The following is a 26,396-nucleotide window of genomic DNA, read 5'->3' as shown; positions in this document are numbered from 1 at the left end:
GGAGAAGGTGCCCGAAGGGCGGATGAGGGGCGGCGCCAGCGATTGAAAGCTCGCGCTGTCCCTCACGTGCCTGCCGGCATCCTCTCCCCGTACGGGGTGAGGGCAACTCACCCGATCACCTTTTGTTCCGATTTTCCTTGGCGATCGCGCGCCGTCGCGCTACCTCTTTCGCGTGACCGAGCAGCCGCGCCTTGCCAAACAAAATGCCGCCGTCCTTCTGCCCGAGCCATTCATCAGATGGTTTGGCGAAAAAGGCTGGTCGCCGCGCGCTCACCAGATCGAGCTGCTGGCGAAGGCTCAAGCCGGGCAATCGGTGCTCTTGATCGCACCGACCGGCGCCGGCAAGACACTGGCCGGCTTCTTGCCATCGTTGACCGAACTGGCCAACCGCCCCAGACGCAAAGCCGGTATGGCACGGCGCGGCATCCATACGCTCTACATCTCGCCGCTGAAGGCGCTGGCCGTCGACATCGAGCGCAACCTCGGCAAGCCGGTGGAGGAGATCGGCCTGCCCGTCACCATCGAGACGCGCACCGGCGACACGCCTTCCCACAAGCGGCAGCGCCAGAAGCTGGCGCCGCCCGATATCCTGCTCACCACGCCCGAGCAATTGGCGCTGCTGATTGCGGCCGGCGATGCCGGGCGCTTCTTCGAGGATCTGCGCTATGTCGTGCTCGACGAGTTGCATTCGCTGGTGACATCGAAACGCGGCCATCTGCTGGCGCTCGGGCTGGCGCGGCTGCGCAGCATCGTGCCCGGCCTGCAGACGATCGGTCTGTCGGCAACGGTGGCCGAGCCCGACGAGTTGCGGCGCTGGCTGGTGAGCCAGAATCCGCCCAAAGGCCTGGCAAGTCCCGATATGTCTGAGCTCATCGTCGTAACCGGCGGCGCGAAGCCCGAAATCTCGATCCTCGATTCGGAAGAGCGCGTGCCATGGGCCGGCCATTCGGCGCGCTATGCGACGCCGGAAATCTACCGCGAGATCAAGCGCCACAAGACCACCCTGCTGTTCGTCAACACCCGCAGCCAGGCCGAGCTGCTGTTTCAGGAATTGTGGCGGGTCAACGAGGATACCTTGCCGATCGCGCTGCATCACGGCTCGCTCGATGTCACCCAGCGCCGCCGCGTCGAGAAGGCGATGGGAGACAATGCCTTACGTGCCATCGTTGCCACCTCGACGCTCGATCTCGGCATCGATTGGGGCGACGTCGATCTGGTCGTGCATGTCGGGGCGCCCAAGGGCGCCAGCCGGCTGGCGCAGCGCATCGGCCGTGCCAACCACCGCATGGACGAGCCGTCGAAGGCGATCCTCATCCCGGCCAATCGTTTCGAGGTGCTGGAGTGCCGGGCAGCGCTGGACGCCAACTATCTGGGCGCCCAGGATACGCCGCCGCTGGTCAATGGCGGGCTCGATGTGCTGGCCCAGCATGTGCTGGGCTGCGCCTGCGGAGCGCCGTTTCGCGCCGACGATCTCTACGAGGAAGTGCTGACAGCAGCGCCCTATGCCAGCCTCGACCGGCCGACATTCGACCGCGTCATCGATTTCGTCGCCACCGGCGGCTACGCACTGAAGAACTACGAGCGCTACGCCCGCATCCGCCTCAACAAGGACGGCATGTGGCGGGTCTCCAATCCCCGCGTCGCGCAGCAATATCGGCTGAACGTCGGCACCATCATCGAGGTGCCGGCGCTCAATGTGCGTTACGTCAAGGCCGGCAGCAAAGGCTCGGCTTCGCACGGCGGCCGGGCTCTGGGCAAGATCGAGGAGGCCTTCCTCGAAACGCTGACGCATGGCGACACCTTCATGTTTGCCGGCAAAGTGCTGCGCTTCGAAGGCATCCGCGAGAACGAATGCTTCGTCTCGAATGCGCCGGGAAGCGACGCCAAGGTTCCTTATTATGGCGGCGGCAAATTTCCGCTTTCGACTTACCTCGCCGAGCAGGTGCGCGCCATGCTGGACGACCCGCAGCGCTGGAAGAAGCTGCCCGAGCAGGTATCGGACTGGCTGCGGTTCCAGGCCGACAAATCGGAATTGCCCAAACGCGACGACCTCTTGATCGAGACCTTTCCGCGCGGCAACCGTCACTATCTCGTCGCTTATCCTTTCGAGGGCAGGCTGGCGCACCAGACGCTCGGCATGCTGCTCACCCGCCGGCTGGACAGGGCCGGCGCCAGGCCGCTTGGCTTCGTCGCCACCGACTACGCATTGGCCATCTGGTCGCTGGGCGATATGGGCGCGATGTTCAAATCGCGGAAACCTTCGCTTGGCGCTCTGTTCGACCAGGACATGCTGGGCGACGACCTCGAGGCTTGGCTGGCCGACAGTTGGCTGCTCAAGCGCACCTTCCGCAACTGCGCGCTGATTTCAGGCCTGATCGAGAAACGTCACCCCGGCCAGGAGAAAAGCGGCCGCCAGGTCACCGTCTCGACCGATCTGATCTATGACGTGCTGCGCAGCCATGAGCCCGACCACATCCTGCTGCAGGCGACGCGCGCCGACGCGGCGACCGGTCTGCTCGATGTCAGCAGACTTGCCGACATGCTCTCGCGTATCCAGGGTCGAATCGTGCATAAGGCACTCGAACAGATATCGCCGCTGGCCGTGCCGATCATGCTCGAAATCGGCAAGATGCCGGTGAACGGCGAGGCCGACGAAACGCTGCTGATGGATGCCGCGACTTTGGTCGAGGAAGCCATGGGTCCTGGGATGGTTGAGGAATGAATTTTTCGCTGGCGCGGGCATCGCTGATCGCCGAGGCCGACTTTGTCGGCATCGCGGGCGAGCGCGCGGTCTGTGATTCGCGCGGCGTGCTCTATTTCCCCGATCTGAGGCTGCTCGCGGTCTCCGACCTGCATCTGGAAAAGGGCTCGTCCTTCGCCAGGCGCGGCGCACTGATCCCGCCCTACGATACCGGCGCCACTCTGCTCCGGCTGCAGGCGGTAATCGCGGACTATCAGCCGGCCATCGTCATCAGCCTGGGCGACTCCTTCCACGACGGCGGCGGCGCCGAGCGCATGCATCAAACCTTCCGCGATCGGCTGGAAGCATTGATGGCCGGCCGCGACTGGTTCTGGGTCGCCGGCAACCATGACCCGGAAGCGCCGGCGGATTTGCCCGGCGAGACGGTGCGCGAACTCGCCATCGGCTCGCTGCTGTTCCGCCACGAGCCGTCGAAGATAAGAACCGAGGGCGAAGTTGCCGGCCATCTTCACCCTTGCGCCCGCATCGTCCAGCAGGGCCGCTCGGTGCGGCGGCGCTGCTTTGCCGGCGATGGCGGCCGCATGATCATGCCGGCCTTCGGCGCTTATACCGGCTCGCTCAACGTGCTCGACCGCGCCTATGCCGGCCTGTTCCGCCGCGAGACGTTGATAGCTTATATGATGGGCGCCGCGCGCATCTTCGCCATTTCCGGTTCGATGCTGCGGCCGGGCTGAGTTTCTAGGGTATAAGCACGGTTGCGCCTGTCGTCTGCCGTGCTTCGAGCCGGCGGTGCGCCTCCGCCACTTCGGCAAGCGGCATGCTTGTGTGCACCGGGATTTTCACTGCGCCGCTGAGGACGACGCTGAACAGATCCTCGCTCATGGCGACGACGTCCTCACGCCTGGCGAGATGATGGAACAGCAACTGCCAGGTGGCGAACAGCGAACCCTTTTGCATCAAAAGCATGATGTCGAAGGGCGGGATCGACCCCGACGCTGTGCCGTAGCTGACGAAGGTGCCGAACGGCCGCAGGCAGTCGAGCGAGGCCGGGAAGGTCGCGTTGCCGACGCCGTCATAGACGACGTGGCAGCCTTCGCCGTTGGTGACCTCTTTCACCCGTGCGGCGAAATTCTCTTTGCAGTATTCGATGACATGGTCGCAGCCATTGGCGCGCGCAAGTTCGGCCTTTTCGGGTGAACCGACCGTGCCGATGACGGTCGCGCCGAGATGCTTTGCCCATTGCGTCAGGATGAGTCCGACGCCGCCCGCCGCGGCATGCACCAGGATGGTATGGCCCGCCTCGACGCGAAACGTGCGACGCAGCAGATATTGCGCCGTCAGCCCCTTCAGCATCATGGCCGCGCCCGTCTCGAAATCGATGGAGTCGGGCAGATGCACGACGAAATGCGCCGGCACGATGCGTTCTTCGGCATAGGCGCCGAGGGTCTCGACATAGGCCACTCGGTCGCCAGGCGCGAAGCCGCTGACGCCTTCACCGACGGCGACGATTTCGCCGGCGCCTTCATTGCCGAGAATGAATGGCAGAGCGGGCGGCGCGTATTCGCCGGTGCGAAAATAGATGTCGACGAAATTGAGACCGACCGCCCGGTTGCGCACGCGCACCTCGCCCGGTCCGGGCTGGCCGATGTCGACATCTTCGTAGGCGAGCACATCTGGCCCGCCATGGCGGTGAACACGGATCGCTTTCATGGTTTTCTCCCCTGCGCTGTTCCCTTGAGTGTGAGATAGCGCGTGGCGGGATATCATTGTAGACTGATACCGGTGACATCAGAGTTCAAACAAAATGATATCTGAACAGATCGGCCTCGACCTTCTCCGCACCTATGTCGCGGTCTGCCGGCAGGGTAGCCTGAGCAGGGTCGCCGCGCAGACCGGCAAGACCCAATCGGCGCTGAGCATGCAGATGCGCCGGCTGGAGGGCCTGCTCCAACGGCACTTGTTCCAGCGCACCGGCCGCGGTGTCGTACCGACTGCGGAGGGAGAGCTCTTTCTGGGATACGCCACCCGCATCCTGGCTCTCGGCGATGAAGCGGTGGCGCGTCTGCAGCAGACCGGCATAGGCGGCGGCGTGCGAATCGGTCTCGCCGAGGAGGTCACGACGGCAGCGCTTTCGGCCGCGCTCGGGCGGCTGCATCGCACCTATCCCGACATCAGCCTTGGCGCGATGGTCGAGCACAGCGTCTCGCTCGGACGGCTATGGAGCGAGGATGCGCTGGATGTCATGATTGCCCCGACATCCGTCGTCGCGGCCGATGCCGTGACGACATGGAACGTCGAACTGCAGTGGGTCTGCGCCCAAGACTATGTGCTGGACCATGACCGGCCACTCGATCTCGCCGCCTTCGGCGCAACCTGCCCTTGGCGCAGGCGGATGATCGAGGCGCTGGTCGCCGCCGGCCGGGAGCACCGGATCGTCCTGTCGTGCCAGAGCGTCACCGGCCTTCAGGCCGCCATCGAGAACGGACTGGGCGTTGGACTGCTTCCGCCCGAATCGGTGCGCACCGCTTCGATGCGGGTGCTGAAGACGTCAGCCGGTCTGCCCGAGCCGCTCACGGTCCAATACGGCCTTTACGCGCACGACCGCAGGACAGCTGTTGTCGATGCCGCGATCGAAATCCTCCTTAAGGATTTGCCCGTCGCGCCAGAAGCGCGAGCCGCCTGACGGCGGGACGCTCTACCGGCCGTAATAGAGGGTGACGGTGTGCTTCGCCTCGGCGAAGAACAGCCAGCGCTCGACCAGCATGCCGGCAAACTGGACGATTGCCGCAAGCACCGACAGCGCCGCTGCGAACGGCCAGGGCAAAGCGAACAGAACAGCAAGCAGCAGGGCAGGCAAGGCGAAAGCCAGCACCTGCGTGATACGACGCAGCCTGGCGCCGTGCTTGCGCGCGATGCGAAAGCCCATTTCCTTGAGCAGGTAGTTCTCTTCGGTGTGCGGCCATTCCAGTGAGCGCACTGTACCCCCGGCGAGCCCCGTTGCCGTGTTGGCGGTGCTCGCAATCTCCAGCGCGTCATTGTATCGCCACGTCGCCAGCTTCCAGCCCCAGCCGAGCAAGGTCAGCAGCAGGGCGGCTACCGCAACGGCGGTCGGGCTGATGGCGAAAGCCTGCAGCAGCGCGTTCAACAGCACGCTGCCGGTCATCGCCGAAAAGATGAGATAGCCCGGCAGCGTATACGGGCTATGCCACTGCGCGATCGGCTTCAGCGAGGCATAGATCATGCCGGTGGTGCAGACGGTGACGATTGCGCCGATAGTTGCGAAAAACCCGGCGATGGCCATCCAGCCTCCGGTGCGGCCAAAAAACACCCAGCCGATGCCGAACAGCCCGGCGGGAATGAAGGTCGCGACCGAGGCCACTCCTTCGCGCGACAGCCAGGAACTGCGCCATTGCGAGAAGGCGCGCCATGCACGTTCGGGGCGGCCGAGATGGCCGGTCGAGGACAATAGGCCGGCGGCGATCAGGCCGAGCGACAGCCCCATGCCGATAAGGCCGAGCCAGAAATGGGCCGGGATAAAACCCAGTCCGCCAAGCACGCCGAGCAGCGCCAGCAGTCCGTAGCCCGCTCCTGTAGCAGTGGTGAAGAAAACGACGGAAAAGGCTGGATGCATTGGTCAGTTCGAAAGCATGCGGTCGATCCAGCCAAGAAAACCGCCTTCGACCGCGACTGGCTCGAGCCTTGGCGCCGGCACCGATGCGGCGCGCTGGGCGCGCGGCGGCAGATATTTGTTGGTCGGCTTGTAACCCATCTCCGGCATCAGGTCGACGCCGCCACGCTCCGCCACCAGTTGCGATACCGCCGAGGTGGGATCGCCGAGGTCGCCGAAATGCCGGGCGCTGGTCGGGCAGGCGGCAACGCAGGCCGGCACGCGGTCTTCCTCGGCCAGATTGTCGTTGTAGATACGGTCGACGCACAGCGTGCATTTCTTCATCACGCCGACGTCGGTATCGAATTCGCGCGCGCCATAGGGGCAGGCCCAACTGCACAGTTTGCAGCCGATGCATTTGCTTTCGTCGATCAGCACGATGCCGTCCGATGCCCGCTTGTAGGAGGCGCCGGTCGGGCAGACGGTGACGCAGGCCGGCGTCTCGCAATGCAGGCAGGAGCGCGGAAAGTTGACCGTGCGCCCGCCCGCCTCGGTCGTGTGCTCGTAGCTGTGCACGCGGTTGAACCAGACGCCGTCGACACGGCCGCCATAGGGGTCGATGTCGGTCAGTGGCGCCATGTGGCCGCCGGTGTTCCACTCCTTGCAGGCGGTGACGCAGGCCTGGCAGCCGACGCAGGTGTCGAGGTCGATGACCAGGCCAAGCTTCTTGTCTGTATGGGCGGGAAGGCAGGTCATTCCACGGCTTCCCTATGGACGCGGAACTCGGCGCCGAAGCGAAGGATGTCGGGCGAAGGCTCGACATTTGGCGGCTGGCTGAACCGCTCGAATTGCGGTTCGGTGAAGCCGGCTTCCTCATCAGAGCATTTGACAATGCGTACCCTGAGGTCGAACCACGCCGCCTGGCCGGTCACCGGATCGGAATTCGAATAGCGTTTGCCTTTCGCGTCAGCCGATGTCTGGTCGCCGATAATGTGGTTGAGCAGGAAGCCGCGATTGCTCTCGGCAGCGTTGTCCTTCAGACCCCAGGCGCCGCGCCTTTTGCCGATGGCGTTCCAGGTCCAGACCGTATCCGCATTGACCCCGTCGACCAGCTTGATCTGTCCCTTCACCCGGCCGTTGATACTTTCGATCCACACCCAGTCGTCGTCGGCCAGGTCGAGAACTGCCGCGGTCTGGTGGTGCACGAACAGGCGGTTCTGGCTGGTGATTTGCCGCAGCCACGCATTCTGCGAGCCCCAGGAATGATACATGTGCATAGGCCGCTGCGTCAGCGCATGCAGCGGGTATTTCTGCGGATCGACCGCGGCCTCTTCGAACGGGGTAAACCAGAACGGCAGCGGATCCATATAGGTCTCGATGCGCTGGCGTTCGCTCTCGGGCGGCTGGACGCGACCATGACCGCGCGCGGCGAGGCGAAAGCGCTGCATCGGTTCGCAATAGAGCTGGAACACGATCGGCTCGGCCTTGGGGATGAACCCCATCTGCTCTGCGAAGTCGAGATAGGAGCGGTTGGCCATCTTGTAATAGCGCTGGTCCTCAGCAAAATCCTGGTGCCAGAAGCCGCCATTGTAGATGTAGCGCTGCAGCTGGTCGGGATTGACTTCGCCCTTGCCGACAGACGTGCCGTCCTTGCCGCGCCAGCCGGCGAGCGGGCCAATGCCGGGCGTGCGTTCGTGATTGACGATGTAGTCGGCATAATCGGCATATCTGGCCGAGCCATCGTCCTCGACGAAGCCGGGCAGGCCAAGCCGAGCGCCAAGTTCGATCAGCACCGATTGGAACGGCCTGACATCTCGGTCCGGTTCTACCACCGGATGGCGGATCGCGTCGCCCGGCCCGTCGGCATGGCTGATCGGCCGGTCGAGCAGGCTGATGCAGTCGTGACGTTCGAGATAGGTGGTGTCGGGCAGCACCAGATCGGCGAACGGCACCGTCTCGGAATAATAGGCGTCGGAATAGATGATGAAGGGGATCTTGTAGTTACCCGCTTCGTCATGGTCGGTGAGCATGGCAATGGTCTCGACGGTGTTCATCGAGGAATTCCAAGCCATGTTCGACATGTACATCATCAGCGTGTCGATCGGGTACGGGTCACCGGCCCACGCATTTCGGATGACCGTATGCATCAGCCCATGCGCGGCGAGCGGCGCATCCCAGGAATAAGCCTTGTCGATGCGCAAAGGCGTGCCGGCCTCGTCGACCAGGAGATCGTCCGGCCCGCAGACGAAGCCGAGCGGCATACCGCCCAGCGGCGTCATCGGCTTGACCACCTTGCCGGCCGGCTTCGGTCCCGGCGGCGCCGAGCGCGGGTAGGGCGGCTTGAAACGGAAGCCGCCGGGCACGTCCACCGTGCCGAGCAGCACCTGCAGCAGGTGGATGGCGCGGCAGGAGTGAAAGCCGTTGGAGTGGGCCGAGATGCCGCGCATGGCATGCATCGACACCGGCCGTCCCTTGATCGTCTCGTGCCGCCGTCCGGCCCAGTCGGTCCACGCAACCGGCAGTTCGATCGTCTGTTCGAAGGCGACGTGGGCGAGTTCGGCGGCGATCCGGCGGATGGTGTCGGCCGGAATGCCGCATCGTGCCGCGACCGCATCGGGTGCGTAGCTGTCGTCCATGTAGCGGTCGGCGATAAGCCGAAACACCGGCACGCAGCGGCGGCCGGCGAACGTGAAGCTGCCGGTCAGCGCCGGCTTCGCATCCGCATCGGCTGCGTTGACGGTTGTCTTCGCCACTCTGTCCCACGCGAGAATATTGTTGTCGCTGTCGCGCAGGAATAGCCCGTCATCGACCGCGCCCGGCTCCTGGATGACCAGCACATGGGCGTTGGTGTAGCGGAGCAGATAATCGAGATCGATGCGGCCTGCCTTGAGCAGTTCGTGGATGAGGGCGAAGACGAAGAGGCCGTCGGTGCCGGGCCGGATCCCGATCCAGTCGTCGGCAATCGCGTTGTAGCCCGTGCGGCACGGGTTGATCGACACCACCTTGGCGCCGCGCGCCTTGAGTTTACCCAAGCCGATCTTGATCGGGTTGGAATCATGGTCCTCGGCGACGCCGAACAGCATGAAGTATTTCGCATTGTCCCAGTCCGGCTCGCCGAACTCCCAGAACGAGCCGCCGATCGTGTAGAGCCCGCCGGCCGCCATGTTGACCGAGCAGAAGCCGCCATGGGCGGCGAAGTTCGGCGTGCCGAACTGGCTCGCCCACCAGCCGGTCAGCGACTGCGACTGGTCGCGCCCGGTGAAAAAGGCGAGCTTTTTCGGATCGGTCCGGCGGATATTCGATAGCCGCCCGGTCGCAATCGAAAACGCTTCCTCCCACTCGATCTCGCGGAATTCGCCCGAGCCGCGCAGGCCGCTGCGCAACAGCGGCTTCTTCAGCCGCGCCGGGCTGTAGTGCTGCATGATGCCGGAGCTACCCTTGCCGCAGATTACGCCGCGGTTAACCGGATGGTCCTTGTTGCCGTTGATGTAGCGCACCTTGCCGTCCTTGATGTGGACGTCGATGCCGCACCGGCAGGCGCACATATAACAGGTGGTCTTGGCGATGCTGTCGGAGATAGCGGGCGAGGTGTCGACGCCGTCGCCTTCATCAGGCGCGCGTGTATAGCCAAGCGGCCGTTGCGACGGTGCGGAATTGGCTCCGCGCGGCGCAGCTGGGTTCATGATGCCGGCGTGCTTTTGCTACCTGCGAATTTGGCCCGCGTCTTCGGTCCGGGGCCACGCATATAGTGTTCTTCAGGATGATAGCGGTCGCCGGCCAGCCGCCGCCTGAGGGCACGGGTCCAATGCGCAAACAGGGATCTGAACCGCCCGATCATTTTGTTGGCCGCGACTTGTTGGCGAAGTTTTGCTAACTTCGGCAGAAAAAGTAGAATAAACCTATCGATCCGTCTAATTAGTTGTTCTTGTAAATTCGATCGGAATTGGTTCTTAATGCACACATGACGCTGGACCAGTTGCGCATTTTCGTTGCCGTTGCCGAACGCGGCCATATGACCAAGGCGGCGGAGCTTTTGGGCATCTCCCAGTCGGCGGCGTCGGCGGCCATCCGCGCGCTCGAAGAGCAGCATGGCGTTCATCTGTTCAACCGTGTCGGCCGCAACATCGAGCTGGCTCAGACCGGCCACCGTTTCCTGCCCGAGGCCAAGGCGGTGCTGGAACGTGCCGCCGCCGCCCGAAATGTGCTGGAGCATGTCTCGCAGACGGTCGCCGGCAGCCTGTCGATCGCCGCCAGCCTGACCATCGCCAGCTACTGGCTGCCGCGCAGGCTGGCCTCTTTCCACGAGGCCTACCCGGCGGTGCGCTTAAGCGTCAGCATCGGCAACACCAGGCAGGTCGAGGCCAATGTGCTCGACGGCACCGCCGATCTCGGTCTGGTCGAGGGGCGCACCGAGTCAGACATCCTCCGCCGCACCAAGGTCGACGTCGACAGGTTGATGCTGGTCGTCGCCGCCTCGCATCCGGAAATCGCCGAGATCGCGCCGGGCCGCCCGGATATCAGAGGGCTGCGCTGGATCATCCGTGAGGGTGGTTCGGGCACGCGCGAGGTGCTGGAGGACCTGGCCCGCCGCGAGGGGATATCGCTTGGCGACCTGCAGATATTTCTGGTGCTGCCGAGCAACGAGGCGGTTCGCCAGGCGGTCGAGGCCGGCGCCGGCGCCACCATCATCTCGGACCTCGTCGTCGGACGCGCCGTCGCCGAGGGCAGTCTCCGGTCGGTGCCGCTCGAACTGCCGAAGCGCGACTTCGCCATGATCACCCATCGTGACCGCCAGGCAAGCCTGGCCCAGATGGCGCTCAAGGCGCATCTCGGCGCTGGAGCCGTCAGCAATCCGGCGTAAGCGATCAGGCGAACTTCCGCTGCGCATCCAGCGCCAGGCCAAGGCCGACCGAGCCGAACATGTCGCCCTCGATAACGGCGGCTTGCGGCACCAGCGACAGGATTTCACGCCGTGCCAGCGGGATCGCGGTCGAACCGCCGGTGAGGAATACGGCGGTGATCGCAGAGGCCGTTATGCCGGCATCGGCAATCGTCTGCCGCACCGTAGCGGACACCCGCTCGATGTCGGCTGCAATCGTTTTCTCCAGGCCAGTGCGCGTGATCTCGGCTGCAAAACGCGCGCCGGGCAGCGCCACCGTCACATCAGCCGAAGCCTGATCCGTCAGCGCGATCTTGGCTCGTTCGACGAGGCCGGCCAGCGCATGGCCGTAACGGTGCTCGACAATATGGATGAAGCGGTCGACTAGGTCGGCGCGGACGGCCTCGAAGCGGACTTGCCTCAGATGCGTCATCGCCTTGGCGGTGTAAACGAGGTTGATGCGTTGCCACGTCGCGAGATCAATGAAATAGCTCGCCGGCAGGTTGCGCTTGCCGTCTTTTGTCGACGTCAGATAGCCGAGCTTGGGCATGACATGGGCAATGCTGAGCAGCCGGTCGAAATCGGTGCCGCCGATATGGATGCCGCGGTTGGCCAGGATATCGTCCTTGCGGTCGCGTGAGCGGGCGCGTTGCGGCGAAACGCGCACGATCGAGAAGTCGGACGTGCCGCCGCCCATGTCGACGATCAACGCCAGTTCCTCGCGCTTCACGTCCTGCTCATAGTCGAGCGCTGCCGCGATCGGTTCGAACTGGAAGGCGATGTGCTTGAAGCCTTGCGCGCGCGCCGCCTTTTCAAGCTCGCTTTGCGCCTTGGCATCGGCTTCCACATCGTCGTCGACGAATTGCACCGGCCGGCCGAGCACAACGTTCTCCACCGGAGCGCCGGCATCTTCCTCAAGCCGCTTCTTCAAATGGCCGACGAACATGCCGACAATGTCGATGAAACCGATCTGCCGGGCCTTGATCCGCGTCTTCTCATGCGCCAGCGAACTGCCGAGCACGCTCTTCAGCGACCGCATCAGCCGGCCTTCGATGGCATCGGTGTAGTCGGCAATGGCGCGGCGGCCGAAATAGGTGTGACCGTCCTCGAAGTTGAAGAAAACCGCGCTTGGCAATGTCGGCTGTTCACCTTCCAGCGCCACCAGCCGTGCCTGGCCGTTGCGGATCACTCCCACCGTAGAATTGGACGTGCCGAAATCGATGCCGCCAAATGCCTGGTGCATTGCAGCCTCCTGTCATTGGGTCGTCGCTGTGGCAGGCGTCGCAAGACGCGCGCCGTCCAGAGGCCGGACCGTTCTGCCGAATGATTGTGCGTGTAACCCGAGGGTTGGGAGGCGGCGGTCTATCGCAAGACTGAGAAAAGGGGAACCCCCTTTCCCCGGAAATGGGTCGTGCGCGTCAATCCCTGCGGAAGATCAGCCTGCCCAGCCAGCCGGTGATCATGGCCAGCGACACGGAGAAGACGCCGTAGAGGAAGGAGTAATCATGCGCGACGCGGAAGATCGACTGTTCGAAACCCGATTTGCGGATTTCGAGCTGGGCCGAGCTTTCCTTGAGGAACAGGCCGCTCTTGAACAGGAACGCGCGGGCTTTATGCGTTCCAACCGGGACGTTGGGCGCCAGCCGCACCGTGGCGCGAAACAGGTTCTGCGACAGGAACTGCACGCCGCCGACATTCTCACTATAGAGGCCGATCGCCGCCTTGCGCTCGCGCAGCGCCACGGTGAATTCCTCGATCGTCGCCGGACTGTCGGTTACCTCGGCCGGCTGCATGTAAAGGTTGGAGGCGCCGAGCGACAGCTGCTTGTAGCTGTTGGGTTCGGTGATGTCCTGCAGCGGCCGCGTCGTGGCGACGGAGTAGGATACCGGCACGTTCTCGAAGGTCTCGGATTCCAGATTGACCCAGACGCCGAGCACGCGGTCCTTGCGGCGCACCACCACCGGCCGCGGCGGGCCTTCGAGCACGACGATGACGTCGTAGCGCCCCTGTCGCGCGACCAGCGGGTCGGGATTTTCCAGCGAACCGAAAATGGTCAGGTCGGCGCCGGAAAAACCGGCGGTGATCGACACGGCGTCGGTGGAGAGACCGATCTGGATGCCTTCCGGCAAGGGGTTCGGCGATTGCGCTGCCGCCGGCAGAGCGAGGGCGAAAAGCAAGGCGGCGGCCGAAAAAATCCCCCACCGCGGCATCAGTTCAGGCCCGCGGCGGTCAGCGAATAGAGGTTTGGCGGCGTGACGAAGAGATCGATGGCAAGCCGGATGGCAACCGCCAGCACCAGCAGCGCCAGCAGTGCCCTGAGCTGTTCGCCGCGCAGCTTCTGTCCTGCCTTGGCGCCATATTGCGCGCCGGCAACGCCGCCCGCCATCAGCAGGAAGGCAAGCATGACGTCGACCGTCTGGTTGGTGGTGGCGTGGACCAGCGTGGTGTAGGCCGAGGTGAAAATGATCTGGAACAGCGAGGTGCCGATGACGACGTTGGTCGGCACTTTCAAGAGATAGATCAGCGCCGGCACCATGATGAAGCCGCCGCCGACACCCATGATCGACGATAGGAAGCCGATGCCGGCGCCGAGCCCCAGCACCGGAATGACGCTGACGAACAGCTTCGAGGCCCTGAAGCGCATCTTTAGCGGCAGCCGGTGGATCCAGTTGTGCTGGCCGGATTTCTTCAAGACCGGCGCCGCACCGCTGCGCGTCGCGCGCAGCGCATTGACGCTCTCGACCAGCATCAGCCCGCCGACGGTGCCAAGCAGCACGACGTAAAGCAGTGAGATAAACAAATCGAGCTGGCCGAGCCGACGCAGGAAGGCAAAGACGAAGATACCGCCGGTCGAGCCGACGATGCCGCCGGCCAGCAGCACCCCGCCGAGCTTGAAGTCGAGCGTGCCGCGCTTCATGTGCGACAGCGCGCCGGAGAAGGAGGAGGCGATAACCTGGTTGGCGCCGGTAGCAACGGCGATTGCCGGCGGGATGTTGTAGAAGATCAAGAGCGGCGTGATCAGAAAGCCGCCACCGACCCCGAACATGCCCGACAGGAAACCCACCGCCGCGCCCATTGCCAGCAGCACGAAGACGTTGACGGAAATTTCCGCGATCGGGAGATAGATGCCCACCCGTCAGTCTCGATCAGTTTGCCTGTCGGCGATTGCAGCCATTCCAGGGCATTGTCGCACCGAAAAGCCAATTCTTTCTTGCACCGCCGGGGCAGTGGGATCAAACCCCGCCGCCCTACCGAAACAAAAAACATCTCAAGCAGTTAACAGGCAAATGTATGGCAAGGGCGTCGCGTTAGCGACGCATCTGCCGTTATTTGTGCGCCAGCAGCGCCTTCACCAGCTTTTCGTCGATTTCGCCGGTCGCCTGCATCTTGTTGTCGGTCTGGAAAGCCATGATTGCGGTCTTGGTCTTGCCGCCCATCACGCCATCGGCGCCGCCGGCATCGTAGCCGTTCTTGTTGAGGATGAGCTGGATGTTCTTGACCGCCTTCTTCATGTCGACGCTGGCGGTGGTCTGCGGCGTGCCTTCCTGCCAGGATTCAGGAATGTCGGCCGAGTTGGACGCCGGGTCGAGCGGCTTCGGCTTCCACAGTTCCGTGGCGGCGCGCGCCCGCTCCAGCTGTTCCGGGCGCAGCGCAGTGGCGACTTCGTCGCGCTTTGCAGCCGCGTCCTTGTCGCCGGTCTTGGCGACGAGCGCGAACCATTTGTAGGATTCCTCCAGGTTCTGCTTCATGCCGACGCCCTTTGCCGCCAGGATGCCGAGATTGAACTGGCTGTCCTTGACGCCGACATCGGCCGCCGCCTGAAACCAGTGCGCGGCCGATTCATTGTCGGTCACGCCGTCGGCGGCCATGGCAAACAGAACGGCCAGATTGTGCATGGCGCTGGCATTACCCTGCGCGGCGGCGAGCTGGTAGAAGGTCTTTGCTTTCTTGACGTCGCGCGTGACGCCGATGCCCTTCTCGTAGAAATTGCCGATGCGGTATTCCGCCGGTGCGAAGCCGAGCTCGGCCGACTTTTCGTACCATTTGGCCGCTGCCGCCATGTCTTCCTTGACGCCGCGCGATTCAGCATAGCGCGAGCCGAGCTCGAACAGCGCCTTGGCGTCACCGCCGGCAGCCGCGTCGCGCAAGGCTTGCGGGCCGGCATCGGCCGGAACGTCTATCTTGGCCACGACAGGTGCTACCGCGGCATCAGCCGGCGGAACGGCGCCGGTAGTATCCGAGGCCGTCGTATCCGAAGCCGAGGGCGCCACGACGGCGGCCGCAGGCTGCGCGTCGGCAGCCGCCGGTTCCGCAGTGGCGGTGGTCGGCAGCATTGCATTTGGCGTGGGGGCCGGATCGGCCAAAGCCATCGGCGCTGGCGCGGGCTCCACCGCCGGCACTTCGGGCGCGGCGACCGAGGCCGCATTCATTGGCGCATCGTTGCCAGCTGCCGGTTCCGTGGGCTCCGCCTGCCTGACGATCCGGGCCGGCAAGTCCTGCACGGCCACCTGCTGTTCTGCCTTGGGTTGGCTGGCAGCGTTGACCGAGGCAGTCTCGACCGGCTGCGAGGCGACGATCGGCGCTGTATCGTTGCTTGCGACCTCGACCGGGTCGGCGAAGAAGGCCTTGCCCAACCGGAGGCCGGCAAGCGCCAGCATGATCGCGACCGCTCCCATCAGGATCGGCTTGCGCCGCGCCTTGAGCAGGTCGCCGATACGAAGCGCCTTGACCGGGCCCTTCATGGTGGACTGGCGTTTCAACGCGTCGGCCTCGGCGGCCGCTGCCTGCGCCGCGCGCCTGGCAGCGGCAATGAAGTCGGATTTCGACGCATCGCCGGAGTTTTGGCGCACCGGCGGGCCGCGCTCGTCGCGCACGCGCTTCATGATGGCGTTGAGGTCGGGCGCGCCGGAGCCCGGCTCCAACGGCCGGTTGGCGAGCTTCGGATCGAGCGGCTCGTCGAGATCGACGCTCGGCATGTCGACATTAGGCCCCGAGCCGGCAAGCGGCGGCAAGTCAGCCGGCTTCTTGCCCCTGAAGGCGCGCGCCAATCCACCGAACAGCGACTTCTTGGCCGTGCCTTCGCCTTTCTCGGCAATCCTGTCGGAACCGAGCGCTGCCTGGGCAGCGGCCGCGGCAGCCTCGGCTGGCGAGCGCCGCACGGGTTCGCTGCCCATGACCGGGTCGCTACGCGTACCCGGATCGCTGCGCATGATGGCGGCGGCGCGGCCGTCCAGGTCGGCCATGTCTCCGGTCAGCGGCAGCGGCTGGTCGATATCCATCGACGGCGCGTCCTGCACCGAAATCTTGGGGGCGCGTGCAGCGCGGGCCCGCCGCGCCGGCTCGGCCTGGGCATCCAGAAGCTCGCTCACCGCCTCGGCCGGTTCGCTGGTCTCCAGCGAGCCCAGACGATCGACGATCTTGAGCAACGTGTCGTGGATAGCCTCGAATGTCCGTGAATTGCGCTCGTCCGAACGGCGCGTCAGCGCTTCCAGCGTCTTCAGATCCTGGGCAAGGCCGGTAACGGCCGCGGTGTTGGCGTTGGAATCTGCCAGCGAGCGCACGGCGCTCTCGGCTGCTTCGCGTGCCGCGCCCATGATGGATTCGCGGGTTCCGGCCAGCGACTTCTCGATTTCGTTGAGGCGCGGGCTGATGTCCTCGAATTCCGGCAGCGGCGTGCCGGGCTTCGACAGGTGAGCCGATAGGCCGGAGACCTGCGCCTCGAGGCTGCGGATCAGTGCCGGATCGATGCCGGCGACCTGCGCGGCCGACGATTCCAGCCTGCTTGAAATGTCTTCGAGCCGGCTTTCCAGGCCACGGATCGCCGCCTCGTTGGCAGGATCGGGAATGCGCGTCTCCATGCGTTGGGCGAGCGCGGTGAAGCGTGCGTCGATGGCGTCCATGATGCCGGCGCTGTCAGCCTGCGGCTGGCGCTGGTCCAGCCGGTCGGCAACCTCGTCCAGCCGCCGCTCGAGATCGCGAAACAGCATGTTGCCCTGTTCGATGGCATCGCCCTGCCGACGTTCCATCATGCCCGACAGCACGTCGAAGCGCTGTTCCAGACCCTGGAAGATATAGTCGGCGTCGGGCATGGCCGGGGCGCGGTCGATCTTGTCGGCGATCATCGCGATCTGCTTTCCGAGGCGCTCCATCGCCTGTTCCGGCAGATTGGCGCGGCCGGCAAGCTCGTCGACCCTGTTCGACAGCGTGCTGAGACGGTCGAGAACCTCGCCGCTCGGACGAACCTGCACGACTTCCTCGATCTGCTGCGCCAGCGAGGCGATCCGCTTCTCGATGCGCTCGAACGGTTCGGGGTCGAAGGAATTGGCCTGTGCGGCGACGGTCGAGGCGACGATGGCGCGCGAAATCTCGTCGAGCCGTTCGTCGATCAGGCCGAGCGTGTCGCCGCCGCGGTTGCTCTGCTGGCTGACGAAATGATCGACGGCGCCGGCAAGCGTGCGGACCTTTTCTTCCATCGAGCGCAGCGACAGCGATTCCGGCAGATTGTGGACCGCATTGCTTATCTGTTCGAGCCGGTCGGTCAGGGCCGAAAATCCGGGGCCGTCGGCGCGGTTGCGCTGGTCGGCGTCGACACGATCCTCGAACGCGCTCCAGCGGCGGTCGAAATCGTCCCAGCGGCGGTCGACCTTCAGCACGCTTTCCTCGCGCGCCAATGTGTCGAGCGCCGTCTTGACCTGCTCGAGCTCGAGCCGCAGCATGTTGACGCTTCGGTCGTCGCTCTTCTCGGCCAGCGTCTGGATGGCGCCGGACAGCCGCTCGAATTCGACGCCGAGTTCGGCGCTGCCCTTGCCGGGCAAGCCGCCTGCCTGACCACCTGATTGGTTGCTCGCCTGGAAGGCCCGTTCGATGTCCTTGCGCAACGCGGCGAATTCGCGCTGCAGGCCGGCCGTCATCTGATGGCGCAGTTCCTCGCGCAGGCCACGCAATTCGCCGGCGATCTTGCCGACCACGGCGACGCTGTCTTCTTGACCGCGCACGCGGTCGATGTCGCGCGCGATCGCCTGATAGTTCTGGTCGAAGCCGGCCGGCGCCGCTCCTTTCGGCCGCGGCGTGGGCTGCGGGTCCTCGTACCAGCGCGGCGGCGGGGCGTAGGGCTGGGCACTTGCGTAGCGCGGCTCCGGAGCGGGCCGGCGCGGATCGAAGCGCTCGGCGGCGTCCTCGCGCTTGCGTTCCAGCCGCTGCTCCAGCGTTTCCAGCGAGCGGTTCAATTCGTCAAGCGTGGTGTTCGGCCTGCGCGGCCTGCCGGCGTTGAGTGTATCGAGATAGGACCGCTTGCTGTTCATCGATGCGTCCGTTTTTCAGAATGGCCGGCTTGCTGCCAGTTTCCCAAGTCCTTGTCGGGAACGAAGGCGGCCGCGCGGCACTGCTGCGGCGGAAGACGAGCTTCCCGGGCCAGGCCCGCTCTCCGAAAAACCGTGAAAAATTCGCTACAGGATAAACACGGGTGACCGACATCCGCACATTTCACCCATCGTGGTAAACAAGGTGTTAACCAAGCTTAAGAAGTTACGGCATTGCTGAAATACAGGCGGTGCCCGTTCGGACCCGGCGCCGGGGGTGCGGCATAAGGTTTCGCAATCCCAGAACGCCCTTGCGTCATGCGGCGGCTATCGTTATAGAATTGACGTAAACGTAAGAGGGGCGCCGTTCGTCGTGCCTTTTGCGATGAATTAGTTGAAACCACGACTGGAAGCATGCCCCCGCTTCCACTCAGGCGTTGCAAGGTCCGAGACCGCGATGCCACGACAGGGGAAAGCCAGTGACTATGAAACTTGTTTCGCCCGGCGAAGCCGCGGCCAACACCAACAATATGTCTGCCGAAGCCAGTGAGGAGCTCGTGCGCATCGGCGAGATGGCCAAGAAATACGGCGTGACGCTGCGCACGCTGCGTTTCTATGAAGACAAGGGCCTGCTCAATCCGAAACGCGATGGGGCAACGCGCCTCTACACGCGCCGCGACAAGGCGCGGCTGAAGCTGATCCTCCTCGGCCGCAAGGTCGGGTTCTCGCTGCGCGACGTCAAGCAGATGATGGATCTCTACGATCCCACGGGATCCAACACCAAGCAATTGCGGCTGGCTCTCGACAAGTCGGAGAAGCAGCTAGCCCGCCTGCAGAAGCAGCGCGCGCTGATCGACGACGCCATCAACGAGCTGAGCGGCTCGATGTCGGCCGTGCGCCAGATGCTGTCCGAGCGTTCGGCCCCGGCCAGCGCCGCCAGCTGATTTTGCTCCGCAGCTCCCGGCGAAAGCTTTGAACTTAAGAGCCGCGCGGCCGCCGCGCGGCTCTTTTTGTTTGACCCCCCTCGCTTTGCACAAAGCCATGCACCGCTCGTGCCGATAGGCTGGCATCGGTAAATTTGTCCCGGCGACAAAATTGACGTTTACGCAAACGTCAATTTTTGCTATCCCGCTTTCAACATTGGCCCGCATGCCGCCCCAACCTCATGTTTCGGGGCTCGATCTCGCGGCCAAGACCCGCATGGTGGAGGAAACACATGCCGATCTACAGGGCGCCGGTCCAGGACACGCTGTTCGTGCTCAACGAGGTGCTGGGTTATCAGCGCTACTCCAACCTTCCCGGATTTGCCGACGCGACGCCCGACGTTGTCGAGGCGATCCTCGCCGAAGGCGCCAAGCTCGCCGAAAACGTTATGCATCCTCTGAACCGCGTCGGTGACATGGAAGGCTGCGTGCGCCATGAGGACGGCTCGGTGACGACGCCGAAGGGCTTCAAGGAAGCCTACGACCAGTATCGCGAAGGCGGCTGGATGGGACTGGCGGCGCCCGTCGAGTTCGGCGGCCAGGGGCTGCCCTATGCCGTGCACACCGCGGTTGCCGAATACATGGTTTCGGCCAACATGGCGCTGATGATGTATCCCGGCCTGACGCAAGGCGCGATCGCGGCGATCATCACCCACGGCACCGACGAGCAGAAGGCGACATGGCTTCCGAAGCTGGTCGAGGGGTCCTGGACCGGCACCATGAACCTGACCGAGCCGCATTGCGGCACCGATCTCGGCCTGCTGCGCACCAAGGCGGTGCCGAACGGCAACAGCACCTACAAGATTTCAGGCCAGAAGATCTTCATCTCGGCCGGCGAGCACGACATGTCGGAAAACATCGTCCATCTCGTGTTGGCCCGCATCGAAGGTGCGCCGGCAGGCGTGAAGGGCATCTCGCTGTTCATCGTGCCAAAGCTGAAGCTCGATGCCTCGGGCAATCCGGGCGAGAAGAACACGCTCTCCTGCGGTTCGATCGAGGAGAAGATGGGCATCCACGGCAATTCGACTTGCGTCATGAATTATGACGAGGCCGAAGGCACGCTGCTCGGTGAGGCCAATGGCGGCCTGAAGGCGATGTTCACGATGATGAACGAAGCCCGCCTCGGCGTCGGCCTGCAGGGCCTGTCGCTGTCCGAGATCGCCTACCAGAACGCGGTCTCCTACGCCAAGGACCGGCCGCAGGGCCGCTCGCTGTCGGGCGCCAAGGCGCCGGACAGACAAGCCGATCCGATCATCGTTCATCCCGACATCCGCCGCTCGCTGATGACCATGAAGGCCTTCAACGAGGCCGGCCGCGCGCTGGCGCTGTGGACGGCGATCAAGTCCGACATCGCGCACCGCTCCGCCGACGACAAGGATCGCCAGGCGGCCGACGACTATACAGGCCTGCTGACGCCGGTGATCAAGGGCGTGCTCACCGACAAGGGCTTCGACCATGCCGTCATGGCGCAGCAGGTGTTCGGCGGCCACGGCTATATCGAAGAACACGGGATGAGCCAGTTCGTGCGCGATGCCCGCATTGCCATGATCTATGAAGGCGCCAACGGCATCCAGGCGCTCGACCTCGTCGGCCGCAAGCTTGGTCTGAATGGCGGCCGCGCCGTGCAGGCCTTCTTCAAGGACGTCGGCGAGTTCTGCGAGGAGAACCGCGCCGACGAGAAGCTGGCGCCTTTCACCAAGGCGCTGAAGAAAGGCCTCAACGATCTGCAGGCGGCGACGATGTGGCTGGTGCAGAACGGCATGGCCAAGCCCGACAATGCCGGTGCGGCCTCGACCGATTACATGCATCTCTTCGGCCTGGTGGCGCTGGGCTACATGTGGGCGCAGATGGCCAAGGCCGCGCTCGGCAAGACCGGCGCCAATGGCTCCCAATCTGTCCACGAAAATGGGGCTTTCTACGACAACAAGGTGGTGACGGCGCGCTTCTTCATGGAGCGGATCATGCCCGAGACGTCGGCACATCTCGCCCGCATTTCCAGTGGTGCGGACACGCTAATGGCGCTGCCTGCGGAAGCGTTCTAGAAATGGCTGGCGTCCCCCTCCCCCTTGAGGGGAGGGTGGCCCGAAGGGCCGGGAGGGGTCCTTGCGTGCAGTGCGCCGGCTGGTTGGCGCTTTGGTAGGAGATGATCGCAATGCCCCAAACCCGCGTCAATTCCGAAGATAAGGTCGAGCACGTCATCGGCGACCCCACCCGACCGCTTCGCGGCCACCCTCCCCTCAAGGGGGAGGGGGACGTTGGCGCGGGAGAAACGGCATGACAAATCCATCAGAAGTGCTCTCTTTGCCGAAGCCAGCCTGGGCGGCGGACGAAGTCGGCATGCTCTACGACATGGCGCATCGCTTCATGTCGGAAGAGATCGCGCCGCGCTACGACGAGTTCGAGAAGAACGAGATGGTCGACCGCGAGAGCTGGCGCAAGGCAGGTTCCGCCGGCCTGCTCTGCGCCTCGATGCCGGAGGAATATGGCGGCTCCGGCGGCACCTTCGCGCATGAGAGCGCCATCATCGAGGCGATCGGCCATGTCGGCGTCGACGGTTTCGGCATCGGCCTGCACAATGCGATCGTTGCCCCTTACATCCTTCATTACGGCTCGGAAGAGCAGAAGAAGAAATGGCTGCCGAAACTGGCGACCGGCGAACTGATCGGCGCCATCGCCATGACCGAGCCGGGCGCCGGCTCCGACCTGCAAGGCGTCAAGACGCGGGCCGAGAAGGACGGCAACCAGTACAAGATCAACGGTTCCAAGACCTTCATAACCAACGGCCAGCTGGCCAATTTCATCATCGTCGTCACCAAGACCGATCCGGCCAAAGGCGCCAAGGGCACCTCGCTGATCGTCGTCGAGACCGACGAGGCCGAAGGCTTCGAACGCGGCCGCAACCTCGACAAGATCGGCCTGAAGGCCAACGACACGTCGGAGCTGTTCTTCAATGATCTGCGCGTGCCGACCTCGAACCTGCTTGGCCACGAAGAGGGACAGGGCTTCATCCAGCTGATGCAGCAATTGCCGCAGGAGCGCCTGCAGATCGGCACCGGCGCGATCGCCATGATCGAACGCGCCCTGGCGCTGACCATCGACTACGTCAAGGATCGCAAGGCCTTCGGCAAAGCGATCATCGAGTTCCAGAACACCCAGTTCAAGCTCGCCGAACTGAAGACCGAGGCCACCATCGGCCGCGTCTTCTACAATGATTGCGTCACCCGCCACATCAATGGCGGGCTGGATCCGGTGACGGCGTCGATGGCGAAATACTGGCTCTCGGACCTGCAGGGAAAAGTCGTCGACGAATGCCTTCAATTGCATGGCGGCTATGGCTACATGAATGAATATCCGATCGCCCGCATGTTCCGCGACGCCCGCGTCCAGCGCATCTACGGCGGCACCAACGAGATCATGAAATTGCTGATCGGCCGCTCTCTCTGAGAGCGACGTCGGCAAAGCAAGGAGCAAGCAAATGGCTGAAGCTTATGTCTATGACGCCGTGCGCACACCGCGCGGCAAGGGCAAGAAGGATGGCTCGCTGCACGAGGTGCCGGCGGTGCGGCTTGCGGCCAGGACGCTTGAAGCGTTGCGCGACCGCAACGGCCTCGACACTGCAAACGTCGACGACATCATCTTCGGCTGCGTCGATCCGGTCGGCGAAGCCGGCTCCGTCATTCCGCGTGCCGCCGCCTTCGAGGCCGGCTACGACAACAAGGCGCCGGGCATGCAGATCTCGCGCTTCTGCGCCTCAGGCCTCGACGCCATCAATTTCGGCGCCGCCAAGATCGCTCAAGGCGCCGACGAGATCGTCATTGCAGGCGGCGTGGAATCGATGTCGCGCGTCGGCATGGGCGCCTCGGGCGGCGCCTGGTTCATGGACCCGTCCGTCGGCCTGCCCGGCTGGTTCGTGCCGCAAGGCATATCGGCCGATTTGATCGCCACCAAATATGGTTTTTCGCGCGACGACGTCGATGCCTATGCGGTCGAGAGCCAGAAGCGCGCCGGCAAGGCCTGGGCCGATGGCCGTTTCAAGAACTCCGTCATACCGATCAAGGACCAGAACGGCCTCACCATCCTCGATCATGACGAGCATATGCGGCCGTCGACCGACATGCAGTCGCTGGCCTCGCTCAACCCGTCCTTCGTCATGCCTGGCGAAATGGGCGGCTTCGACGCGGTCGCCGTACAGAAGCATCCGGAAGTCGAAGAGGTCAACCACGTCCACCATGCCGGCAACTCGTCCGGCATCGTCGATGGTGCGGCCGCCGTACTGCTCGGCTCGAAGAAGGCCGGCAAGACGATGGGCCTGAAGCCACGCGCCCGCATCCGCGCCTTTGCCAACATCGGCTCCGAGCCGGTGCTGATGCTTACCGGTCCGGTCGACGTCACCGAGAAGCTTCTGAAGCGCGCCAAGATGAAGCTGTCGGATATCGACCTGTTCGAGCTTAACGAGGCCTTCGCCTCGGTGGTGCTGCGCTACATGCAGGCATTCGAAATCCCGCACGATAAGATCAACGTCAATGGCGGCGCCATCGCCATGGGCCATCCGCTCGGCGCCACCGGCGCGATGATCCTGGGCACGGTGCTCGACGAGCTGGAGCGGCGTGACCTGAACACCGCTTTGGTGACGCTCTGCATCGGCGCCGGCATGGGCACCGCAACGATCATCGAACGCGTCTGATTTCGGCCGGAAGGAGAGAGACATGACTTATACAAACTTCACGGTCGACACCGACGCAGACGGCATCGCGCTGGTCACCTGGAACATGCCGGACCGCTCGATGAACGTCTTCACCGAAGAGGTGATGAACGAGCTCGACAAGATCATCGACCAGGTGGTGGCCGACGCCGCGATCAAGGGCGCGGTGATCACCTCGGGAAAGGACAGCTTCTCCGGCGGCGCCGACCTGACCATGCTGCAGAAGATGCTGGCCGTATTTGCCAAGGAGAAGACCAAGGACCCGGAGAAGGCGGCACAGCTTTTGTTCGACAATGCCGGCCGCATGGGTGGCTTGTGGCGCAAGCTCGAAACGTCGGGCAAACCTTGGGTCTCGGCGATCAACGGTACCTGCATGGGCGGCGCGTTCGAGCTGTCGCTGGCCTGTCATGGCCGCGTTGCCGCTGGCTCCGAAAAGGTCAAGATGGCCTTGCCGGAAGTCAAGGTCGGCATCTTCCCCGGCGCCGGTGGCACCCAACGCGTGCCGCGCCTGACCGACCAGCAGCAGGCGTTGCAGATGCTGACCACCGGCCAGACGCTGTCGCCGCAGAAAGCCAAGGCGATGGGGCTGATCCACGAGATCGCCGAACCCGGCAAGCTGATCGAGACCGCCAAAGCGATGATCAGGAACGGCCTGAAAGCCGTCCAGCCCTGGGACGAGAAGGGCTTCAAGCTGCCTGGCGGCCAAATCTATACGCCGGCCGGCTTCAATCTGTGGCCGCCGGCCATCGCCATCCTGCGCCGCGAGACCTACGGCAATTATCCGGCCGCCGCGGCCATCCTGAAATGCGTCTATGAGGGCCTGCTGGTGCCGTTCGACACCGGTCTGCGGATCGAACAGCGCTATTTCACCGAAATCATGCAGTCCAAGGAAGCAGCAGCGATGATCCGCTCGCTGTTCGTCTCGCTGCAGGAGCTCAACAAGGGCGCCCGCCGCCCGGCCGGCGTGCCGGAGACCAAGTTCAAGAAGATCGGTATTCTCGGCGCCGGCTTCATGGGTGCCGGCATCGCCTTTGTCACCGCCAAGGCCGGCATCCCGGTCGTCCTGCTCGACCGCGACATGGCGTCGGCCGAAAAGGGCAAGGCGCATTCCGACAGCCTGATCTCCGATCAGGTCAAGAAGGGCCGCGCCAAGCCCGAGGAGAAGGACAGACTTCTGTCGCTGATCACGCCGACGGCCGACTATGCCGATCTCGCCGGCTGCGATCTGGTGGTCGAGGCGGTGTTCGAGGATTCGGCCGTCAAGAAGACTGCCACCGAGCAGGCCGAAGCCGTGCTGAAATCGTCAGCGGTCTTCGCCTCCAACACCTCGACCATCCCGATCACTGCACTGGCCAAGAATTCGGCGCGGCCGAAGAATTTCGTCGGCATCCACTTCTTCTCGCCGGTCGACAAGATGATGCTGGTCGAGATCATCCTGGGCAAGAAGACCGGCGACAAGGCGCTGGCCACCGCGATCGATTTCGTGCGCGCCATCAAGAAGACGCCGATCGTCGTCAACGACACGCGCGGCTTCTACGTCAACCGCTGCGTGCTGCGCTACATGTCGGAAGCCTACAAGATGCTGATCGAAGGCGTTCCGGCGCCGATGATCGAGAACGCCGCCAAGGCCGCCGGCATGCCGGTCGGCCCGCTGGCGCTGACCGACGAGACGGCGATCGACCTTGCCCAGAAGATCATGAAGCAGACCATCAGGGACCTCGGAGACAAGTCTGTCGACCCCAGGCAGATGGCGCTGATCAACACGCTGGTCGACACCCATGGCCGCTTCGGCCGCAAGAACGGCAAGGGTTTTTACGACTATCCGGCCAAGCCTGCCAGGAAGAAGCTGTGGCCGGGCCTGAAGGATCTCTATCCGCAGCTGGAGGCCGAGAAGGTCGACTATGAGGAACTGCAGCAGCGCCTGCTGGTAACCATTGCGCTGGAAGCGGCCCGGGTGATGGAAGAGGGCATCGTCACCGATCCGCGCGAGGCCGATGTCGGCTCGATCCTCGCCTTCGGTTTCGCGCCATTCACCGGCGGCGCGCTGTCCTATATCGACGGCATCGGCGCCGGGGAGTTCGTCAGAATAGCCAAGGGCCTGCAGAAGAAATACGGCGCCGAGTTCAAGGCGCCCAAGCTGCTGCTTGACCTGGCGGAGAAGGGCGAGACCTTCTACCAGCGCTTCGATCCCTATGCGAAAGGCGAAGTGCAGAAGGCCGCTTGAGC

The 26,396-nt window shown here is 64.1% G+C and carries 18 protein-coding genes; 9 read left to right on the top strand and 9 right to left on the bottom strand.

Annotation, left to right across the window (positions count from 1 at the left end; genetic code table 11):
* Window positions 1-115: 115 nt before the first annotated feature.
* The gene (locus NKH22_RS04000; RefSeq protein ID WP_245260071.1) at window positions 116-310 is read right to left on the bottom strand and encodes a hypothetical protein; all 195 of its coding nucleotides are present in this window, start codon (window positions 308-310) and stop codon (window positions 116-118) included.
* Between NKH22_RS04000 and NKH22_RS03995 the strand changes: the two genes are divergently transcribed.
* Window positions 218-2,722 (top strand): ligase-associated DNA damage response DEXH box helicase, encoded by a 2,505-nt coding sequence (locus NKH22_RS03995; protein ID WP_245262675.1) that lies wholly within the window; start codon window positions 218-220, stop codon window positions 2,720-2,722. The two genes, NKH22_RS04000 and NKH22_RS03995, sit on opposite strands and share 93 nt — an antisense overlap.
* Window positions 2,719-3,435: a ligase-associated DNA damage response endonuclease PdeM gene (gene pdeM, locus NKH22_RS03990; protein WP_023669598.1), complete on the top strand. Its 717-nt coding sequence runs from the start codon at window positions 2,719-2,721 to the stop codon at window positions 3,433-3,435. The genes NKH22_RS03995 and pdeM overlap by 4 nt, the downstream gene beginning before the upstream one ends.
* A 4-nt stretch (window positions 3,436-3,439) precedes the next feature.
* Here the strand turns inward: pdeM and NKH22_RS03985 are convergent, their stop codons facing one another.
* Window positions 3,440-4,411 carry a quinone oxidoreductase family protein gene (locus NKH22_RS03985; protein WP_352909003.1) on the bottom strand — a complete coding sequence of 324 codons (972 nt, stop codon included), beginning with the start codon at window positions 4,409-4,411 and terminating at the stop codon, window positions 3,440-3,442.
* Window positions 4,412-4,505: 94 nt separating this feature from the next.
* On the opposite strand from NKH22_RS03985, the gene NKH22_RS03980 reads away from it, so the two are divergent.
* Window positions 4,506-5,384: a LysR substrate-binding domain-containing protein gene (locus NKH22_RS03980; RefSeq protein WP_023821543.1), complete on the top strand. Its 879-nt coding sequence runs from the start codon at window positions 4,506-4,508 to the stop codon at window positions 5,382-5,384.
* Window positions 5,385-5,396: 12 nt separating this feature from the next.
* On the opposite strand, the gene NKH22_RS03975 is transcribed toward NKH22_RS03980, so the two are convergent.
* From NKH22_RS03975 to NKH22_RS03965, 3 genes are read right to left on the bottom strand one after another with little or no spacing between them, the layout of a single operon-like run.
* A complete protein-coding gene (locus NKH22_RS03975; RefSeq protein WP_023821544.1) occupies window positions 5,397-6,332 on the bottom strand; it encodes a dimethyl sulfoxide reductase anchor subunit family protein in 936 nt (311 codons plus the stop codon).
* Between the two features lie 3 nt (window positions 6,333-6,335).
* On the bottom strand, window positions 6,336-7,064 hold the full coding sequence (locus tag NKH22_RS03970; protein WP_023821545.1) for a 4Fe-4S dicluster domain-containing protein: 729 nt from the start codon (window positions 7,062-7,064) through the stop codon (window positions 6,336-6,338).
* Window positions 7,061-9,991, bottom strand: a complete 2,931-nt coding sequence (locus NKH22_RS03965) for a molybdopterin oxidoreductase family protein (protein ID WP_023821546.1) — start codon at window positions 9,989-9,991, stop codon at window positions 7,061-7,063. The genes NKH22_RS03970 and NKH22_RS03965 overlap by 4 nt, the downstream gene beginning before the upstream one ends.
* A 278-nt stretch (window positions 9,992-10,269) precedes the next feature.
* Here NKH22_RS03965 and NKH22_RS03960 point away from each other — a divergent pair, with 278 nt between their 5' ends.
* The gene (locus NKH22_RS03960; RefSeq protein ID WP_023711418.1) at window positions 10,270-11,169 is read left to right on the top strand and encodes a LysR substrate-binding domain-containing protein; all 900 of its coding nucleotides are present in this window, start codon (window positions 10,270-10,272) and stop codon (window positions 11,167-11,169) included.
* Between the two features lie 4 nt (window positions 11,170-11,173).
* Here NKH22_RS03960 and NKH22_RS03955 read toward each other — a convergent pair whose 3' ends face one another.
* The 4 genes from NKH22_RS03955 to NKH22_RS03940 form a co-directional block, all read right to left on the bottom strand.
* Window positions 11,174-12,430: an Hsp70 family protein gene (locus tag NKH22_RS03955; protein WP_023821547.1), complete on the bottom strand. Its 1,257-nt coding sequence runs from the start codon at window positions 12,428-12,430 to the stop codon at window positions 11,174-11,176.
* Between the two features lie 175 nt (window positions 12,431-12,605).
* The gene (locus NKH22_RS03950; protein ID WP_023821548.1) at window positions 12,606-13,397 is read right to left on the bottom strand and encodes a TIGR02186 family protein; all 792 of its coding nucleotides are present in this window, start codon (window positions 13,395-13,397) and stop codon (window positions 12,606-12,608) included.
* Window positions 13,397-14,320, bottom strand: a complete 924-nt coding sequence (locus NKH22_RS03945; RefSeq protein WP_023669608.1) for a sulfite exporter TauE/SafE family protein — start codon at window positions 14,318-14,320, stop codon at window positions 13,397-13,399. The genes NKH22_RS03950 and NKH22_RS03945 overlap by 1 nt, the downstream gene beginning before the upstream one ends.
* A 193-nt stretch (window positions 14,321-14,513) precedes the next feature.
* On the bottom strand, window positions 14,514-18,488 hold the full coding sequence (locus NKH22_RS03940) for an SEL1-like repeat protein (protein WP_023821549.1): 3,975 nt from the start codon (window positions 18,486-18,488) through the stop codon (window positions 14,514-14,516).
* Window positions 18,489-18,970: 482 nt separating this feature from the next.
* Between NKH22_RS03940 and NKH22_RS03935 the strand changes: the two genes are divergently transcribed.
* The 5 genes from NKH22_RS03935 to NKH22_RS03915 all read left to right on the top strand — a co-directional run bounded on the left by NKH22_RS03935 (window position 18,971) and on the right by NKH22_RS03915 (window position 26,394).
* A complete protein-coding gene (locus NKH22_RS03935) occupies window positions 18,971-19,429 on the top strand; it encodes a MerR family transcriptional regulator (protein ID WP_023669610.1) in 459 nt (152 codons plus the stop codon).
* A gap of 272 nt (window positions 19,430-19,701) precedes the next feature.
* Window positions 19,702-21,510: an acyl-CoA dehydrogenase gene (locus NKH22_RS03930; RefSeq protein ID WP_023821550.1), complete on the top strand. Its 1,809-nt coding sequence runs from the start codon at window positions 19,702-19,704 to the stop codon at window positions 21,508-21,510.
* A 232-nt stretch (window positions 21,511-21,742) separates the two neighbouring features.
* Entirely contained in the window at window positions 21,743-22,912 is a 1,170-nt protein-coding gene (locus NKH22_RS03925) for an acyl-CoA dehydrogenase family protein (RefSeq protein ID WP_023821551.1), read from the top strand.
* A gap of 31 nt (window positions 22,913-22,943) precedes the next feature.
* Window positions 22,944-24,152, top strand: a complete 1,209-nt coding sequence (locus NKH22_RS03920; protein ID WP_023669613.1) for an acetyl-CoA C-acetyltransferase — start codon at window positions 22,944-22,946, stop codon at window positions 24,150-24,152.
* A gap of 22 nt (window positions 24,153-24,174) precedes the next feature.
* Window positions 24,175-26,394, top strand: a complete 2,220-nt coding sequence (locus NKH22_RS03915; protein ID WP_023692546.1) for a 3-hydroxyacyl-CoA dehydrogenase NAD-binding domain-containing protein — start codon at window positions 24,175-24,177, stop codon at window positions 26,392-26,394.
* Window positions 26,395-26,396: the final 2 nt, after the last annotated feature.

The sequence above is a fragment of the Mesorhizobium sp. M1252 genome (genome assembly GCF_040318265.1).
Classification (GTDB): domain Bacteria; phylum Pseudomonadota; class Alphaproteobacteria; order Rhizobiales; family Rhizobiaceae; genus Mesorhizobium.
The sequence above is the reverse complement of the archived record's forward strand: the minus strand, read 5'-3'. Positions and strand labels throughout refer to the sequence as shown.